The sequence below is a fragment of the Marinagarivorans cellulosilyticus genome (assembly GCF_021655555.1).
GTDB classification, from domain to species: Bacteria; Pseudomonadota; Gammaproteobacteria; order Pseudomonadales; family Cellvibrionaceae; genus Marinagarivorans; species Marinagarivorans cellulosilyticus.
Genome location: NZ_AP023086.1, coordinates 298,099 through 317,012 on the forward strand (window position 1 = coordinate 298,099; position 18,914 = coordinate 317,012).

At 46.2% G+C, this 18,914-nt stretch carries 11 protein-coding genes; 10 read left to right on the forward strand and 1 reads right to left on the reverse strand.

Features of this window, described 5'->3' with window-relative positions; genetic code table 11:
* Positions 1–82: 82 nt before the first annotated feature.
* Positions 83–664 (reverse strand): TetR/AcrR family transcriptional regulator, encoded by a 582-nt coding sequence (locus tag MARGE09_RS01150; RefSeq protein WP_236985535.1) that lies wholly within the window; start codon positions 662–664, stop codon positions 83–85.
* A 342-nt stretch (positions 665–1,006) separates the two neighbouring features.
* Between MARGE09_RS01150 and rpoH the strand changes: the two genes are divergently transcribed.
* From rpoH to MARGE09_RS01200, 10 genes are all read left to right on the forward strand, one after another.
* Positions 1,007–1,867 carry an RNA polymerase sigma factor RpoH gene (rpoH, locus tag MARGE09_RS01155; RefSeq protein WP_236985536.1) on the forward strand — a complete coding sequence of 287 codons (861 nt, stop codon included), beginning with the start codon at positions 1,007–1,009 and terminating at the stop codon, positions 1,865–1,867.
* Between the two features lie 627 nt (positions 1,868–2,494).
* Positions 2,495–3,657 (forward strand): IS3 family transposase gene (locus MARGE09_RS01160; RefSeq protein ID WP_236983141.1). Its coding sequence is split into 2 segments (ribosomal slippage): positions 2,495–2,744 and positions 2,744–3,657, totalling 1,164 coding nucleotides; the frame shifts between segments, so codons are not numbered across the junction.
* Between the two features lie 588 nt (positions 3,658–4,245).
* Positions 4,246–9,486 (forward strand): RICIN domain-containing protein, encoded by a 5,241-nt coding sequence (locus MARGE09_RS01165; protein ID WP_236985537.1) that lies wholly within the window; start codon positions 4,246–4,248, stop codon positions 9,484–9,486.
* 281 nt (positions 9,487–9,767) lie between these two features.
* A complete protein-coding gene (locus MARGE09_RS01170; protein ID WP_236985538.1) occupies positions 9,768–11,663 on the forward strand; it encodes a glycosyl hydrolase family 8 in 1,896 nt (631 codons plus the stop codon).
* A gap of 268 nt (positions 11,664–11,931) precedes the next feature.
* Entirely contained in the window at positions 11,932–12,453 is a 522-nt protein-coding gene (locus MARGE09_RS01175) for a hypothetical protein (protein ID WP_236985539.1), read from the forward strand.
* Positions 12,454–12,462: 9 nt separating this feature from the next.
* Positions 12,463–13,551 (forward strand): cellulose-binding protein, encoded by a 1,089-nt coding sequence (locus MARGE09_RS01180; RefSeq protein ID WP_236985540.1) that lies wholly within the window; start codon positions 12,463–12,465, stop codon positions 13,549–13,551.
* Positions 13,552–13,723: 172 nt separating this feature from the next.
* The gene (locus tag MARGE09_RS01185; protein WP_236985541.1) at positions 13,724–14,131 is read left to right on the forward strand and encodes a DUF423 domain-containing protein; all 408 of its coding nucleotides are present in this window, start codon (positions 13,724–13,726) and stop codon (positions 14,129–14,131) included.
* A 95-nt stretch (positions 14,132–14,226) separates the two neighbouring features.
* Positions 14,227–17,370 (forward strand): MFS transporter, encoded by a 3,144-nt coding sequence (locus MARGE09_RS01190; RefSeq protein ID WP_236985542.1) that lies wholly within the window; start codon positions 14,227–14,229, stop codon positions 17,368–17,370.
* Entirely contained in the window at positions 17,367–17,765 is a 399-nt protein-coding gene (locus MARGE09_RS01195; RefSeq protein WP_236985543.1) for a hypothetical protein, read from the forward strand. The genes MARGE09_RS01190 and MARGE09_RS01195 overlap by 4 nt, the downstream gene beginning before the upstream one ends.
* Positions 17,766–17,810: 45 nt before the next feature.
* Positions 17,811–18,800 (forward strand): 2-hydroxyacid dehydrogenase, encoded by a 990-nt coding sequence (locus tag MARGE09_RS01200; protein WP_236985544.1) that lies wholly within the window; start codon positions 17,811–17,813, stop codon positions 18,798–18,800.
* Positions 18,801–18,914: the final 114 nt, after the last annotated feature.

The following is an 18,914-nucleotide window of genomic DNA, read 5'->3' on the forward strand; positions in this document are numbered from 1 at the left end:
TTTTATAGTTGACCAGTCGTCTTGTTTTTGGGCTGCCCTAAAGCGACTTATAACTTAATAAAGTAAATCGTGAGTGCGTCTTTTAGTTTAAAACAGTGCCCAACATACTTTTAAACGCTTGTAATGGGGCGCAGGACTTGGCGGCTTTGGCGCGCATTAGGGTGCCCTCCCAAGCATTAAATAAAAATTCGGCCATAACTTGGGCGTCTTGGGCGCTTTTAAAGGTGCCGCTTTGTTGGCCTTCTTGAATAACCTTTGCCAGCATGCGGGTAAGCTTATTAAGGCATTGATCGAGTGCGTTGCGAATATCATCAGATGTATCGGCCATTTCTTGGCACATGTTGCCGAGGAAGCAGCCTTGTTTGTATTCGTTGTTGGTGGCGCACTCAATACCGGACTCAAAGAATCGCGTTAGCCGTACCAGTGGTGTTAGTGCTGTGTCTTCTAGTAGGGCTGCGGCATTGGCGCGACCTTCTGCGCTTGCATGCTCGATGGCATCAAGGGCGAATTGTTCTTTGCTTTCAAAGTAGTTATAGAAGGAGCCTTTAGGTACGCCGGCTGCATCGACAATGTCTTTTACGCTGGTGCCGTTATAGCCGGCAGCTTTCATCACATCCATGCCGGCCAATAAAATGGCTTCTTTCTTGTCTTCGCGCTTATTCATGGTGTGCTTACCGTTTTACCCGAAATATCAGTGGTTTGCATTGTAGCAGTTGACCTTGGTTTGAATTATATGACCGGTCGACTTGTTATTCAATTGTGAATACTATAACCATTACTTCTATCGTTATAGGTTTAGGATTTAAACGAACGTTCGCGCCAATAGCCGGCTATATATTAGCGTTGTTAATCGGGAACTTCTTTTGTGGCGTATACTCAAATCGGCCGCAAAAGCTAGAAGCCATAAGGCTTGCATACCTGTGATATTTGACACATGTAAGGCTTGGCAGAGTTTAAAAATGAGTGCTACACTCAGCTCGCAAAATTATTTGGAGGTTTACACATTATGGGTACAAGTTTGCAACGTATTGACTTGCTTGCTCCCGGACAAAATCTTAATGCTTATATTCAGTCGATTAATCAGTTTTCTATACTGACGGCCGAAGAAGAGCAAGAGATAGCAGAGGATCTTTACTACCGCGAAAGCCTAGAGGCTGCGCGTAAGTTAGTAATGGCTCACTTGCGCTTTGTCGTGCATATCGCCAAGTCTTATTCTGGCTATGGTCTGGCCGAAGGCGACCTTATTCAAGAAGGTAACGTCGGCTTAATGAAGGCTGTTAAGCGCTTCAACCCAGAAAAAGGTGTGCGTTTGATCTCCTTCGCGGTGCATTGGATCAAAGCCGAGATTCACGAGTTCATTCTGCGCAACTGGCGTATTGTGAAAATTGCCACCACCAAAGCGCAGCGCAAGCTGTTTTTCAATTTGCGTGGTCAAAAGAAACGTTTGGGCTGGTTAACGCACGATGAAGCCAAAGCTGTAGCGGCAGATTTAAACGTTGATGTTAAGCATGTGCAAGATATGGAAGGGCGTTTATCGGCGTTTGATGCTGGTTTTGATGCCGGTGCGGATGACGACGATGAATCTACCGCGTACCTAGCACCGGCTAACATGCTAGAAGACAAACGCTACGACCCTGCTGGCATGGTAGAAGCGGCAGACTGGGAGAAAACCAGCGTTAATAATCTAGAGTCTGCTTTAGAGCAGCTAGATGAGCGCAGCCGCGATATTTTGCAGCAGCGATGGTTAGATGACGATAGCAAGTCAACACTGCACGACTTGGCTGCACAGTATGGTGTTTCGGCGGAACGTATTCGCCAGCTTGAAAAAAACGCCATGAAAAAGCTTAAAGGCATTATGGAAGCTTAACGGCTCTAAGTGCTGGAATTTACAAAAACCGCCGAAAGGCGGTTTTTTTATGCCTGCTACTTACTTGTTGTGGCTGGTTGTAATATCGGCGCCCATGGGTTGGCTTGAGCGAGTCCAGGAAAATTGTCGGCTGCCGCTAAGTTAATAACATTGGTATCCCTCTAGGTTGTCCCGCTAAGCTGGCATAAATTGGCGCCAGGGTGGATATTAAAGCAAGTTGTATCCAAAAAATTTTACTGCGGCACGGCCCACGTTTATAGCCTAAGGTTTGTGCTTTTCGGGCGCGGGTCATGAGTGCGGGTCATAAGTGTGGGTCATAAGTGTGGATTATAGGTGCTACCTATGGCGGTCTCTAAACAGAGGTGCTGGTTAATCCTAAAAACCGCAGTTGAACCATCAAAGTCTACGCATCCCCTTGGTGCACCTGACGCGCGATAAAAATGATTCATCACCAATAAGGTGACTACACATTTTTACTACACGCCATACACACCAACGGAATACGCATCTTTTTGACTCTCAACTGCGGTTTCTAGGTTAATGCTTATGCAAGTTAGGGGTGTACTGGTCTAATAGAACCGGACACATCAATAAGAGATAATAATCTCAGCAGATTGAGGTGTTGATATGACCAAAAAACGTACAAATAGAGTCTATACCCAAGAATTCAAAAAAGAAGCCGTTGCCCTAGTGACCAATGAGGGTTACTCGGTAGCGAAAGCGGCAGAATCGCTGGGCATAAGGGCTAACTTGCTCTATCGCTGGAAAGACAATGAGGAGGCCCAAAAGACCGGAGTCGCTCCCAGTTGCGAGGAGCGCGCAGAGCTTGTTCGGCTGCGAAAAGAAGTTAAAGAATTGCGGATGGAGAAAGAAATTTTAAAAAAGGCGAGTGCCTTCTTCGCGAAAGAAATGAAGTGAAATTTGGCTTTATTGATGAGAGGTCGGCGGATTTCCCGGTACGACTACTGTGCCGTGTAATGAAAGTTGGTAAATCAGCATTTTACAGCTGGCGACAACGCCCCAAGCCTGTGATCAGTGCCGAAGATCTGCATGTAAATTCGCGAATGAAGGCGTTATTTGATCAAAGCCGGGGCAGCTTAGGCAGTCGCGAGCTAGCCAAAAAGCTTAACGAAGAAGGCATTACAATTGGCCGTGGAAAAACGCGGCGTCGCATGAAGTCTTTGGGGCTTATAGTGCAGCAGCGCACGGCTTACAAGGTTACGACCAAACGCGATGAGCGCGCGGGTGTTGCCGATAATTTACTGAATCAAAACTTCAATCCGGTGGGAATTAACCAAGTATGGGCTGGTGATATTACCTATTTGAAAACGACTCAAGGCTGGATGTACTTGGCGGTCGTTATGGATTTATATTCCCGGCGAATTGTTGGCTGGGCAATAGATAAGCGCATGACCACGTCGCTAATTTGCGAGGCAATTAATCGTGCGGTGGCAATAAGGCAGCCACCAAAAGGGCTGGTTTTTCACAGCGACCGCGGCTCTCAATATACAAGCAAGCGCTTTGGCAAACTCCTGAAGAGCCATGGCATTCGCGCTTCAATGGGGGATGTTGGCGCCTGCTGGGATAATGCCGTTGTTGAGCGTTTTTTTGGCAGTTTAAAGCACGACTGGCTTTTTAAAGTACCAATGCACTCTCGAAAATCTATGAAAAAAGATGTGGGTTTGTATATGAAATATTACAACAGTGATCGCCTTCACTCGGCGAATGACGACTTGTCGCCCGCTGCATATGAGCGAAGACATTTACAACAGGAGGCGCTTTATGGGTAAAAGGGTTCTGGCATTTATGCCAGGTTCATTTTATCCATAAAGTGGCAAAGAAATGTGTCCGGATCTATTGACCAGAACAGGGGTGTACTCCTCCAATTAGTCTTTAATTTTGAAACCAAAACATGATTTTTAGAGATGCCCGTATGTTTTGATGCGTTGTCAAATTAAAAAAATATGTTGTCGTCAGAAATTATTTTTTAGATTTTTTTGTTATCCATGGGCTTATAAGGCGTTTTCATTGATGCCTAATGTTATAAAAAACGCCATTTAATTGGCGCACCTTTAGGCGTATTTTTGTATTTACATTTGGTGGTTTATAAAAAAAGTTATTGATAATGTTTATGGGTTATTAAGCTCAGTTTTTAATAATCGAAAGTAAGTGCATAGTGCATAAACATTGGTTTATTGGCAGGTTATGCTTTGATGTTATAGAACGCTATAAGCAAAACATTGCTTTCAATGAAAAAATAGAATATTTCGCTATAGGCGCATTATGTTAACCTTTTTGCGCGTAAAACATCTTCTCTGTACTCTTCAAGCTCGCTGAATTGATATGCCCTTTTTAGGGTTAGGTTAGGAGCTGTACCTGTGAGTCAACTTTCTTTGCGCAAATTCAAAAAAACGCTAAAGCGTCTGGCCCTTTTGGTCGGCGCTGCCCCACTAGCTGCCAATGCAGGTTTGGACTTTAGTTCATTCACCTGTACCGAAGGGGAGCTCTTAAGCACGCTTCCTGACAACAATAATCGCGTTATGGTGCAGCTTTATCATAATGATTATTTGATTAGCCATGATCATGCTAGTGGCGTAACGCGCAATTATGACCTCACAAACCCTCGTAATCCTAAGCAGGTGGGTGGTGATCAGAATATCGGTAATGCAGGGCACCACCATTATATGGGGGTGGGTAATATTATTGGCTTTAATTGGGCGGGTATGAATCAAACGCGCCTTGATGATGTGCCAGATTTTTCGCGAGACTCTATTGTTGATGGTACTGACGAAGCCTTTATGGTGGGCGACGCTTCAAATGGCCACCATTCAGAAATTATTACTTTTTACCCGATTGGTTTTGGCAATGTGCCTTCAGCGTATCAATTCGACAATAAACCTGTATTAACCATTCACGATGTTAGCAAGCCTGGTAACCCTAAAATTGGTGAAATTAACGTGCTTGATGATCTTGGCTTTCAAGGCCGAGTGAATATGGTGGGTAACTTACTGTTTGTGCGCGGCGATAACCTAACGGGTTTTGGCGTGGGTGTTTACGATATTGCTGACCCGGCCAACCCTAAATTATTAGATAAAATTCGTGAGCGCAGCTTTGCCTTTGGCGGCCAATGGGATCTAGGGCGTGCCTACGACACTATGCCGATGTACAAGCATTACATTGTTAATGCCATGAACGGCGATACCGGATTTCAGCGTTCGGTTGACGTAATTGATTATTCTGACCCCACTAATCTCGTGCATGTTTCGTCAAAAGACTATTCTGGCCCGAGCATGCGCTACCCCAATTTTAAAGACGATTATATGTATGTCGGCGAAGCAAAAGTCGACATGAATACCTTTGAAGAGGTGGCTTCGTTCCCTGGTGCTTACGGTGAGTTTCTATTACCTATCGGTAATATTTTGGTAGGTTCTGGGCAATACCGTACGGGCACTTCGAAAGTTTTTTGTGACCAAAGCCAGCCAGACACCCGCCCTCCAGAAGTGGGCTTTAGTTGGCCGCAACCAGGTGCAACCGGCTTGCATGTAAACTCGCGTATTGGTGTTTTAATTCACGAAACCTTAGATATTAATACGGTTAATGAGGCCAATTTTCAGATTCGTAAAATGGACGGTAACATCGTACCGGCGCACGTGAGCTGGTGGAGTAACGGCACTATTAACGTTACCCCGAAAGAGCCATTAAAGGCTGATACCACTTACGAGTTTTATATGCGTGAAGATGGTGTTAAAGATGTGGCTGGCAATGGGTTAGCTGAGGTATACAGCTTTTATTTCTCTACAGGTAATGCATTGTCGGGCGGTAATCAGGCACCTGTAATTAATGGTATTGAGCTTTCGAGCAATGTTGTGAATGTAAACAATACTGTCGGGCTTGAGGTTGAAGCGTCAGATCCGCAAGGCAACCCGCTGACTTTTAATATTGAGTGGGGAGACGGCACAACAAGTACGGGTAGCAACGATAACTTTAGCCATCGCTATAGCGCCCCTGGTATTTATTACGTGAACGTTGAGGCCGTTGATAACTTTGGTAATAAAGATACAAAAGTGATTCAAATGGTTGTTGAGGCGGCAGGCTTAACACACCACTATAAAACGTCGCCGGTGGTGTTTGATAAAGCCAATAACCGTGTACTGAATGTCAACCCAGACAACAACACCATTACGGCAATTAACGCGACCACGGGTGCAAAAATATTCGAAAAACCAGTCGGTAATGACCCGCGTACTTTAGCGATTGCCAGTAATGGCGAAATTTGGGTTGCCAATTATGATGATGGTTCGTTAAGTGTGCTCGATAGCAATGGCAACCACTTGCAAACTGTCACTCAAATGAGCCCAGGCGCTAAGCCTTACGGTGTTTTAATTTCACCAGATCAGCAATATGTTTATGTTTCGGTAGAAGGCGGTGGGAATGTGCTGCGCTATGATCGCGCTGCACGCAATAAAATTAATACCTTATCGGTTGGCTCGACAACCCGCGCAATGGCGATGACCAGCGATGGTAAAACCTTATTGGCAACGCGCTTTATTTCACCGGAAAACGAAGCGCATGTGTATAAAGTTGATTTAACTAACTTTACTTTGGCCGCTACCATTAAAATTGCTGCCGACACGACTTCGCTCGATACCAATACCGGTTCGCGCGGTGTAATGAATTATTTAATGGGTATTACCATTGCCCCAGGTACTGATATTGCTTGGGTGTCAGGTAAAAAAGACAATACCTATCGCGGTATAACACTCGATGGTAACTTCGGTAATTTCCAAAATACCGTGCGCTCGGTCATTGCTAAAATTGATATTTCACAAAACGCTGAAGTCCCTAATTCAAAATTCGATATTGATAACGCTGAAATTGCCAGTGCAATTGATTTTAGCCGTGGCGGCGATATTGTTTATATCACACACCAAGGCAACAACCGCTTGTCGGCATACAACGTGACTAACATGCAAGGGCTTGATCAAATCGATATGGGTGCCGCGCCACAGGGTATTGCCGTGGCAGATAATGGCGATGTATTTACCCATAACTTTTTATCGCGCTCGGTTAGCCGTATCACTTTATTTACGGGCAGTGGTGGTTCAGCGTCATCGTTTGAAGAGCTAAGTGAGGCCCGCACGGTGAGCAATGAAAAACTCAGTGCGCAAGTACTTGAAGGCAAGCGTATTTTCTACTCGGCCGGTGATAGCCGCATGTCAATGGATGGCTACATGAGTTGCGCATCTTGTCATACCGATGGCCGCCACGATGGCCGTACCCGCGATTTTACTGACCGTGGCGAAGGACTTCGCAATACCACTACCCTTGAAGGCCGTGCAGGCACTGGGCATGGCCGCGTGCACTGGTCAGCGAACTTCGACGAAATTCACGATTTTGAACACGATATTCGCTTTGCGTTCTTAGGCTCAGGTTTTATGACGGTTGAGGATTTTGGCCAAACTAATACAACCTTGGGTTACCCCAAAGCGGGCAAGTCTGCAGCGCTTGATGCTATGAATGCCTACGTAGAATCGTTGGCGAGGTTCCCGCAGAGCCCGTTTCGCAAATGGAACGGTGATTACCGTGATAATGCTGAAGCAGGCAAGGCGATTTTTAATGCGAAGGGTTGCTACAAATGCCACGGTGGCGAGCACTTTACCGATAGCCCGCAAGGTAACCGCCATGATGTGGGCACTTTGTCGGATGCGTCTGGTTCGCGATTAGGTGGTGTATTGGGTGGCTTAGATACACCCACTTTACGCGGTATTTGGGATACAGCGCCGTACTTACATGATGGCTCAGTTCAGAGCTTGTCACAGGTACTCGAAAACGAGGTTCACCTAAATGCCGGCACAACAGATACCGGTTTGCTGAGCGCTAATGATAAAGCTGCGCTAGTTGATTACCTCAAGCAAATTGATGGCGTTGAAGGCGCGGCTGCACCTGCAGCTAACCCTATAAACTTAAGTGGTTTGGTACATGGCCAGTCGATTAACGGCGCGAGCATTCCATTAAATATTTCGACCAGCCTTAATGATATTACCGAAGTGCAGTATGTGGTGGATGATGATGTTGTCGCGACCTTAACGAATGCGCCTTACGGTGCTAGTTACACGCCAACGGCGACGGGCCTGCACCGCGTGTATGCACGTGCTGTATACAATGCCGGCCGCATTGCGACTTTATCGCCGGAGCTAACGGTGAATGTGACGGCGCTGCCGCAGGCTGCTGCCATTTCGCTAAATGCCGCAGCGTCTGATAATGGTATTCGTGTCGGCTGGAGCGTAACGAATGTCAACGCCAATCAATATGAGGTTTACCGCGATACCGACGCAGACCCTTCTGGCCGCACGCGCATCGCCATCTTTAGTGATATGAATGTGGCAAGCTTTGAAGATACGGGCGTAGAGCCAGGCAAGACGTACTACTACTGGCTAAAGGTGCGTGATAATGCGAGCAAATTCTATAATTCAGACGTTGCACAAGCGTCAATGTCTGCTCCAGCGCCAGTGCTTAGCTTGCAAGCTAGTGCCAGTGAACAGGGTATAAGCCTTAGCTGGTCTACAAGCAATGTGAATGCTAACCAATACGAGTTGTATCGCGACACGGACTCAACCACAGCAGGGCGTACGCGCATTGCAAACTTTAGTAACATGCAGACGGTAAGCTACCTTGACTCAAGCGGCGAAGCCGGTACGACTTATTATTACTGGCTAAAAGTGCGCGATACGGCAGGCCAGTTTTATAATTCAACGGTTGCATCAGCCACTGTAGTCGCCGCATCGAGTTCACAAGCGTCTGCTCAGCCTTCGGGTGGCGTATGTGACGATTCAAATTCTGTGGCAGTAGAGCTAGGGTCTGACTATACGATTGCTGGCGGTGAGTGCTTGAAAGTGGTTTCGAGTGCAGGTGCTGATATCAAACTGAGTACGTGGCTTGGTGGTGAAGTGATTGTGGATGTCTCTGATTGCAAGCAGGACTTCGTGGTGCCAAATGGTGCCCATACATCACTGAATCTAACGGGCACCGTTTATTTGTATGTTGATCCGTCCAGTACTGCGACTAAAATTCGCGTAGATTCCTGGGGTAGCGCGACAGAAATATGTGATGCTGCTTCGCCAGAGGAGCCGTCAGCTCCAAGCTCATCATCAGCTCAAAGCAGTTCTTCGGCTTCACAAGGGCTCACACAGATCGCTATGGATACAACTTATCGCCTGATTAACAAGATGAGTGGTAAAGCGCTTGATGTCAGCGGCTTTAGCCAAGAAGATGGCGCCATTGTTCATCAGTGGGATTATGCCGGTAATAATAATCAGCACTGGTATGTGATCGCAAATGGCTCAGGCGTTCAGCTCACGGCAACTCATTCGTGGAAGTGTTTAGACGTACCCGCTGGTAATACTGCTAATGGTGTGCAAATGCAGCAGTGGGGGTGCATCGGCAATACGAATCAAAGCTTTCAAGTCACAAGTACGGGAAATGGCTTCTTTGAGATTCGCGCTGCAGCAAGCGGCAAATGTTTAGATTATGCCCAAGACCCTAATGTGCCAGCAAAAATTCACCAGTGGGATTGTCACGGCGGTGATAACCAGCAATGGCAGTTTGTAAAAGTGCAGTAATAGGCCCGTTACAAAGCTGAGCCGTTAAAAGCAACCCAATTGGGTAACCCTGTAAAGCCTTCACTCTAACGAGTGGGGGCCTTTTCTGGATGTAATAGTCCGCATGACTCAACAACCCCGTCACATTTACCCTCTACCGCTTAAAAATTGCTGCACATCAAGCAAGAAATGGTTTACCTCCTGTTTTTATCTCGCCCTAACCTGAACGTACTCTAATGGCTAGACCTAGGTTGCTTTCAAACCGAGAGTTTTGTCACAACTACACAGGCGGGAAAATAATAATGAAATACGCATTCATTCGGTGTGGCTTGTTAAGCCTTGCACTATGTAGCAGCTTTGCGCATAGCCAAGTTTTGCAAGAATTTGAACTTGAAAATGGCACGTTATTGGGTGGCCATACGGGCTTAATCGACGAGCCTTTTGAAGGTGTTGGCGTTTATGGCAACAGTGACGGTGTATCTACCGTTGCTGCGCTATCGGGTATTCCTGGGGTGTTTGCCTTAACGGTAACCGGCGCCAGCAGTAATGATTCTACGGCGCGGGTTGGGGTTTATTTAGGTGGTAAGCGCCTAGGCACGCCGGGTTTTAGTGGCACCAGCGCGACATCGCAAACGTTGGAATTTGAGCTAACGCAAGCACCTAGTGAAAGCGAGCTGCGCTTTGTGCTAGAAACCGATGATGGCAGTAACGATACCTTGCTAGATGCATTTCAGCTTGAGCGCCTTGGTGATATTCCGCCGCCACCGCCACCGCCCATCCTCCCTGCGCAAGGTGCTTTTGAATCCCAGCAGTACCGCAATCTATTTGTCGAAATGGGCTTAACTGCGGAAGAGGTCGAGGCCCGCGTTAATGCGGTTTATGACCAGTTGTTTCACAGTGAAGATTTAGAAAACGAAGCATTGTTTATTCCCGTGGGCGAGGACATGGCCTATATCTGGGATACCGGCAATAACGATGTGCGCAGCGAAGGTATGTCGTACGGCATGATGATGGCGGTATTGATGGATCGAAAAGAAGATTTTGATCGCCTGTGGAAATGGGCCAATACCTACTCGTTAAATCGCGAAGGCGATATGAAAGGTTATTATGCTTGGCAGGTGACGACCGATGGCCAAATTCGCGATAAAAACCCCGCCCCAGACGGCGAAGAATATATGGCGACGGCATTGTTTTTTGCTTCCCACCGCTGGGGCGACGGCGAGGCGCTATTTGACTACAACGCACAGGCCAATATATTGCTGGACGACATGTTCGATAATGGCCAAACGCGTTATGCCAATGGTGGCATTCTCGAAAGTTTTAGCTTGTTTGATCACAACGAGATGCAAGTGGTGTTTTCGCCAGCAACGCCGTCCGATAGAAACTGGACAGACCCTTCATACCACTTGCCCGCTTTTTACGAGCTTTGGGCCCGCTGGGCGGACGACAACAATGCTTTTTGGTTGGAGCTTGCCCAATCTAGCCGCGACTTTTTGAAAACAACGGTACACCCCGATACAGGCCTTAGCCCCGATTACGCCTATTTTGACGGCAGCCCCCACGGGGATTATCAAAACTGGAAGGACACTTTTCAATACGATGCGTGGCGCACGGTGGGTAATGCAGCAATGGATTATTACTGGTGGAAAAAAGACGATTGGCAAAATACCTATGCAGAAACACTGCAGGCCTTTTTTATGAGCGAAGGTGTAGATTCTTATTCTTCGCTGTATGAGTTGGATGGCACACCCTATGAAAATAATGCCGACCACTCGCCGGGCTTAGTGGCCATGAATGCGCTGGCCAGTTTAGCCTCGAACGAGCCTGCCGCTTGGGAATTTGTAGAAGCCTTTTGGAAAACCCCAATACCCACCGGTAAATATCGCTACTACGATGGCTGTCTTTATATGTTTGCCATGTTGGCTTTAAGTGGCAAATACCAAATTTACTGCCCAGATTGTGAAAGCAAACCTTCAGCCAATAGCAGTTCATTAAGCTCGAGTTCAAGCGATAGTAGCTCTTCTGCTGTAAGTAGTGTGGCGAGCAGTACTAGTAATTCTTCCAGCGGCGAGCTGGCAAGTTCATCAAGTAGCTCGCAAGGGAGCATATTAGGCGGGGGAGTAGGTTTTAACCTTTTGTTGACGTTATGCGGTTTGTTGTTTTTTAGGCTGTGTGGCAAGCGCAAATTAATGGCGTAAAAGACTAAAGTGACGCGGCCGGCTTTAGTTGACCAGAACATTGCTTGGGCCGCATTTATTTACAGGGGTAGGGGGGCTTAAGTTAGGGGGCGTGGCCCTCTAGTTGTGATGAGTTAAGGGATTGTCTTACCGTTTATCGAGTTTTGGGCGTCCTAATTTTTGGCACCAGTTCTTTAAATTTGGCGACGATTGCCTTGGCTCATTTGTGCATGCTATGATCGATGCAACTTGAGTTGCTGTATTTTTAATCGATGGAATGTAATCGTACATGCCGAAACTTCTCTCATATTGCCATTTAACTGCCCTTTTTCTCTTTTTTCTAAACGCTTGCTCGGATCAAAACGCAGAGAATCGCTACCAAAGCGAAGGATTTAGCGTTGTACCGGCTGAGAGTTGGATGTTTTCAAAAGACACGAACGACTCTTTATTTGGTGAACGGGAAATCATTTTTCGCTTGGGCGATATTTCTTTTGTGGCTTTTTATGTTCAAAGTAAACCGTCTAGTTTCGAGGACTTTATTGATTTCTATTTGAAAAAAACGCAGCCCAATATTTTGAATACAGACACACAAATAAACAGACTAAATAAGAAAGTTGCTGGTTACGATGTCATTATCACGAACATCACATCTCAATTTGCTGGTGTGCCTGAAATCACGACACTTTATTCGGTGAAAATTCCAAGTAATACGAAAGACATTTATTTTATGTCGCTTATTACCGCCGAAGATAAAGTGGCTATAGAAGAGGAATTGGAACCAGTATTAAAATCATTACAGCTAGATTTGTAAGGAAGCATTATGAGTGGTTATAACGGAAAATTAATTAGTGAGCTGGGTGTAGAAAAATATCTAAAGGGTAAGCGAGCCAGCCAATATTCAAATATTGATTTTTTTGATAGGGGGACAAGTCTTCACAAAAAGTGGCAGGAGTGTAGCTTTGGCTGTCACGGCCCCTCTTACCGAACGTTTCGGCCCTCGGCTACTTGGAATCAAACACTTTTACTTATCGACAAAATAAGCCCGTCAGTTGCAGGGGTCGCCGACGGTATTCAACATCAAGCAGTTGAGAAGCCTAAGAGCATTGCCGCAGGCGTGGAAAGAACGGCAGAGGGTTTACACTTAATGGGTGCAGATCGGTTTTCTGATGTGGGCGGTGAAAACTTAGCCATACTGGAATTAATCGAAACAACCTATAAAAACATTGTCGAATTTGATATTAGTGTTTTAGATAACCCCCTAATGCAGGCAGCTACGACAATTATAAATGACTATATTTCGGTTATTCCTGAATGGGTACTGGAACAGGCTTTAGAGTCAGGTGCGTTTATATTTAACAATATTGATAAAACCACATTACTCAGGGCTGGAACGAAAGGTGTATTTGATCGCATTCCGTCCGAAGATCTTGATAGAGCTGTTGCTGCGCTCAAAGACAAAGGGAAAAGGATCGCTGGAAAGCAAATGGGTAAAAAGCTCGCTATTGCTATATCTGCTGCAATCGCCACTCAGATTTCCAAAAAAATCATGTCCGACCCTGCCATGACATTTAGCCTAAAGCGTCGACTAGTACACCTGAAGAAAGCCGCAAAATCCACAGGGGGAGGGCTAGGTAAAGCCCTCGTAATCCTATTAAAGGCACAGGGTCTTATTGGAACGGCAGCCAAGTCAAGTCGAACCTTAAACGAAAAATGCCCGACCACATGGAAAAAATTGCGTTATAAATTACACGGTGCAGACATGGTGTACTTTTTAATTGAAGGTATGGTTAGCGAATATGTGGATCGATTGAGCCTTTTGGAAAAACAGCCTCAGGAGTTCTTACGCGTTATGGAAGCATTGATACGAGACAGACTCACTAAGAAGATTTTTTATCCAGGGGCTTATTAGCTAAGGCTTTATCAAGATTAGTATGGACAGTCACTCGTTTAAAACAAACCCTACGGCCCAGCCAGGATGGTAAATACCAGCAGGCTGGAAAGACCCAAACTCAATTTAGAGCCACAACAGTAACTAACTCGCCCGCCGGTGCCCTTGGCGCCGCCTTTTCGCGGTATTATCCATGGCTTGGTCACACTACTTAAGCGAGAAATCCATGGTTAAACTCTTTTTACTCTTTGCGGCTATTAATGGTGCGCTGGCGGTTACTTTGGGCGCCTTTGGCGCGCATGCTTTAAAACAAAGCCTTAGTGCCACCGCGCTGCAAATATGGCATACGGCGGTGCAATACCATTTTGTGCATGTATTGGCTTTATTGGCGCTGGCGATACTGCTGAAGGGCATGGGTGTAAATACCGCAGGCAAGGTGGCGGGCGTTGCTTTTATGGTGGGTATTGTTTTGTTTAGCGGTAGTTTGTATTGGCTGGCATTGGGCGGGCCGCGTTGGCTTGGCCCCATTACGCCACTGGGTGGTTTGGCCTTTATTGCCGGTTGGTTGGCGCTGGCCGTTTGTATTTGGCGCACAGCCTAGTCGATGAATAGGGGCTAGTACTTTACGGTGCTAGACCCAACTTCTCGTTTGCGCGATGATGGCGCTTCCTTCGGACTGTAAACGCGTTCATCACTATGCCTTCTAACTCGCAGCAATCACTTCGTCACTTTGCCGGTGCTATTCCGTTTTTTATTGCGGCCTTCCTGAATGCCTTTGTGGATTTGGGCCACAAAATCGTTATTCAAAATACCGTATACAAGCTTTACGACGGTGCCGAACAAGTCATTTTAACGGCAATCGTCAACGGCTTGATTTTGCTGCCTTTCCTATTGTTATTAAGCCCAGCAGGCTTTTTATCCGATAAGTTCTACAAAAGCCGCGTCATGCAAATGAGCGCCTGGGCGGCGGTGGTATTAACGCTGTGCATTACCGCCTGTTACTACTTAGGTATGTTTGAGCTGGCCTTTGCCATGACGTTTTTACTGGCGGCGCAATCGGCTATTTATTCCCCCGCAAAGTACGGCTACATCAAAGAGCTATTTGGTAAGGCGCGTTTGAGCGAAGCCAACGGCGCGATATCGGCACTTTCCATTGTGGCGATTTTGGCCGGTAGCTTCGCGTATACCATTGTCTTTGAGCTACTGTACCCAGAAAACCCCGTTAATGAAGCAGACATTCTTCGTGCCATTGCGCCTGTAGGTTGGCTGCTGGTAATTAACAGCGTTATCGAGCTGGTGATGATGTACCGTTTGCCGGCTGTGGGTACGCCTAGCCCACAAGCGCATTTCGATAAAAAAGCATTTTTTAGCGGCCGGCTATTCTGGCAAGACTTAAAACCTCTAGGCCATAGCCGCGCAATTGGTTTGAGCGTTATTGGGCTAGCTATGTTTTGGTCCATAGGGCAGGTATTGCTGGCGGCTTTCCCATCGTTTTTAAAAGCCACCACGGGCGAGTTGAATACCTTGGTTGTGCAGGCCGTATTGGCGTGTACGGGTATTGGTATTGCCATTGGTTCTGTAACGGCTGGCAAAATATCGCGTAATTATATAGAGCTTGGTTTATTACCTGTTGGGGCGTTAGGCATTTTGAGCGGCCTTATTGTGCTAACGCACTTAAATAGCATGTGGGCGTTTGCCGGGTGCTTTTTATGGATTGGTATTAGCGGTGGTTTGTTTATTGTGCCGCTTAATGCGTTGATTCAATTTAACGCAAAAGGTGATGCATTAGGCCGTACCTTGGCGGCTAATAATTGGGTGCAAAACCTCGCGATGTTAAGCTTTTTGGCCTTAACCGTTGTATTTGCCTTAATGGGGCTTAGTAGCAAAACCTTATTGCAGTTAATGGTGTTAGTGGCACTGGTTGGCAGTATTTATACCCTTAAACAATTACCGCAAGCCTTTGTGCGCTTTGCATTAGCCAGTGTAATTTCGCGCCGTTACAAGGTGCATGTGCAAGGGTTGGAGCATATGCCCTCGGCGGGCGGCGTGTTGTTGTTGGGTAACCATATTAGCTGGATCGATTGGGCTATTTTGCAATTGGCCAGCCCACGGCCTGTGCGTTTTGTAATGTTAAAAAGTATTTACCAGCGTTGGTACCTTAAGCGCTTTTTAGATTTAATGGGCTGTATTCCTATAGCGCAGGGCAGCAGTGCGCAAAGCTCTATCGAAAAGGTTGCCGAGTATTTAAACCAAGGCGAAGTGGTATGTTTATTCCCTGAGGGTACTATTAGCCGCACTGGCCACTTAGCCGAATTTAGAAAAGGCTTTGAACGCGCCGCTGCGTTGTGCGAAGACGCTGTTGTGATTGTCCCGTTTTATTTGCGGGGTTTATGGGGCAGCCAGTTTTCGCGCGCGAGCGAGCATTTTAAACAATCGCAAAAACGCGGTTTAAACCGTAATTTAATATGTGCCTTTGGCGAGCCTTTACCTAAAACTACGACAGCTGATATTTTAAAGCGGCGCGTGTACGATTTATCGCTAGTGACGTGGCAAGCCTTTATTGATCAAAAACCTGCGCTGGGCGAAAGTTGGATTAATCGCGCTAAACAAGTCGGGCGCCAACCTTTATTGATTTACCCCGATGGCGGCCATTTAACGGGCTACCAAGCACTGAGCTTATCGTTAATTTGGGCGCGCCGCCTGCGTTTACATAAAACGCAGACCATTGGCGTAATGATGGCGCCTACGGTAGATGCGGCCATTTTACATATGGCGGCGTTTATTGCCGGTAAGCGTATTGCGAATTTAGATGGCGCCTTGCCGCCTGCAATACTGGCCGAGCAGTTAGAAAAAATAGAATGTAACACCGTGTATATCGCCAAAGATTTAATGACAGGCCTAAGCAATAGCGTAACAGTTGTAGATATGGACAAGCTCCATGTCACACGGTTTGAACGATGTTTAACGGCTTTTTATAGCCGCTGGACACCAACTTGGAAATTGCGCTGGTTGTCGCTTAATAAAGTAGCGCCAGAAAATGCAGCGGTGGCTATTTTTACCCAAGAGCACGCCATTAATTTAAGCCATAAAAATATTCAAGCAAATATTGCACAACTAGCCGATGTATTAAATGCACAGCCCGATGATATTGCCTTGGCGAATATGCCATTGCATCAAGCCTATGGTTTGACTGTAAATTTATTAATGCCGCTGCTACAAGGTATTGCGTGTGTGCCGCAACCGGTGGCTAACCCCGTGGCCGATGCCCGTGCTATTAGCCAAAATGATGTAACGTTATTATTTGTGAGTGCACAGGTATTGCAGCAGCTAAGCCAACACGATAAAGCCCATGCGCTAATGCTAGGCAGTGTGCGTGCAGTAGTGTGTAGCCATTTGGGTTTAACCCCCGATGTTTTACAGCAATTTCAGCTTAAATTTAATTTACCGGTGCTTGTCGGTTTTGGTATTACCGAGGCATCGCCGGTGGTGAGTTGTAATATTCCAGACGCAATGGACACCCATAATTGGAAGGTTCAAGTGGGGACTAAAGCGCAAACATTGGGTATGCCTTTGCCGGGTACAAGCTTAAAAATTGTTGATGCCAACCAAGCCGAAGTGGCTACAGGTATGCTAGGGCGTTTATGGGTAGCTGGGCCACAGGTTATGCTGGGGTACATTGGGGAGGAATCCCCTTGTTATTGTGTAAATAATATTACTTGGTTAGATACAGGGTTAATGGGCAGCTTAGACGACGATGGTTTTTTACGCTTGGATGCTGTAAGTAATAACCCTGCTGAACAACAAAATAACGACGAAGACGAAAAGGGGAGTGAATCATGATTGCCACAGACTTACCACTTTTTTGCACGCAGCCAGCGGCAAGCCTAGCCACGCTGGCAACTGATGACGCCATTTATATTGCCTACGAGCGCGAGCGCGATTTTATGTCTGCGCCTAAAGCCTTTGTGGTGGTGAAGTTGGCGCACGATACTTTGGTGACGGTGAATGCTTGCCATGCTAACGAGGCGCAGTGGTTGGTGCTAGAGCAAGAACCGCATGGGGTTTACCAGTATCAATATGATGATGCGCGCTTTTACGTGTTTTACGGTGCCGAGCAATTGGTTGATGTAAAAACTGAAGAGTTGGTGTTATACCGTGAAATTTACCATTGCGAGAACCCGCACGAGGCCATGTGTAAATATTTAAATCAAGGTGGCACCGACAACAGTGATTGATGTGTGAGTGTTGGTTAGATTTTGTGTTTATTGTGTGAGGTAATTATGAAAATAGCATTTTACAGTAGCAAACCTTACGACCATGTATTTTTTGATGCCTTAAATCCTGGCCACGATTTGTTATATCTAAAAGCGGGCTTAACACCGGAAACAACCGTTTTAGCTGAAGGTTGCGATGCGGTGTGTTGTTTTGTTAACGACATTGTTAATGCAGAAGTACTGCAACGTTTAGCAGAGCTAAATATTAAGTTGGTTGTAATGCGCTGTGCGGGCTTTAATAATGTGGATGTCGAAGCGGCAGCAGCACGGGGTATTTGCATTGCCCGGGTGCCAGAGTATTCCCCTTATGCTGTGGCAGAGCATACGGTAGGTTTGATTATGACTTTAAACCGCCATATACACAGGGCACATAACCGCATTCGTGAAAACGATTATTCCTTGCACGGTTTAATGGGGTTCGACTTACATGGTAAAACGGTAGGGGTGATTGGTGCGGGAAAAATTGGCTTAGCCTTTATTCGCATAATGCAGGGCTTTGGTTGCCGCGTAATTATATTCGACCCAGCTAAAGCACCAGTTAATGGCGCCGAGAACGTAACGCTAGAGGAGCTATGGGCGCAAAGCCATGTCGTCTCTTTACATTGTCCTTTAACACCGCAAACACACCATATTGTAAATGCCGAGTCTCTCTCCAAAATGCCGAAGGGCGCTATGTTGGTTAATACGAGCCGTGGCGGTTTAATCGATACCCAAGCGGTGATTGATAGCCTAAAAAGGGGGCACTTAGGTTATTTAGGCATTGATGTGTACGAAGAGGAGGCCGAACTGTTCTTCGAGGATTTATCCGATGCGATTATTCAAGACGATGTCTTCGCCCGTTTAACCACATTCCCCAACGTGATTATTACCGGCCATCAAGCCTTTTTTACCCGCGAAGCATTGCAAAAAATTGCGACGGTGACTTTTAACAATATCGCGGCTTTTGAAAAAGGTGATTATTCTGTTATCGAAGCCGTCAATAAGTTGAATAACTAAAGGCTGAAAAATCATCTTTTCATTTTATAGATTATTTTTTGACGCTAATTATTGGCTTGGTAGGGTGTTTAATTAATTAGCATTAAATATTTTTCTTTATATGCTCCAATGGCT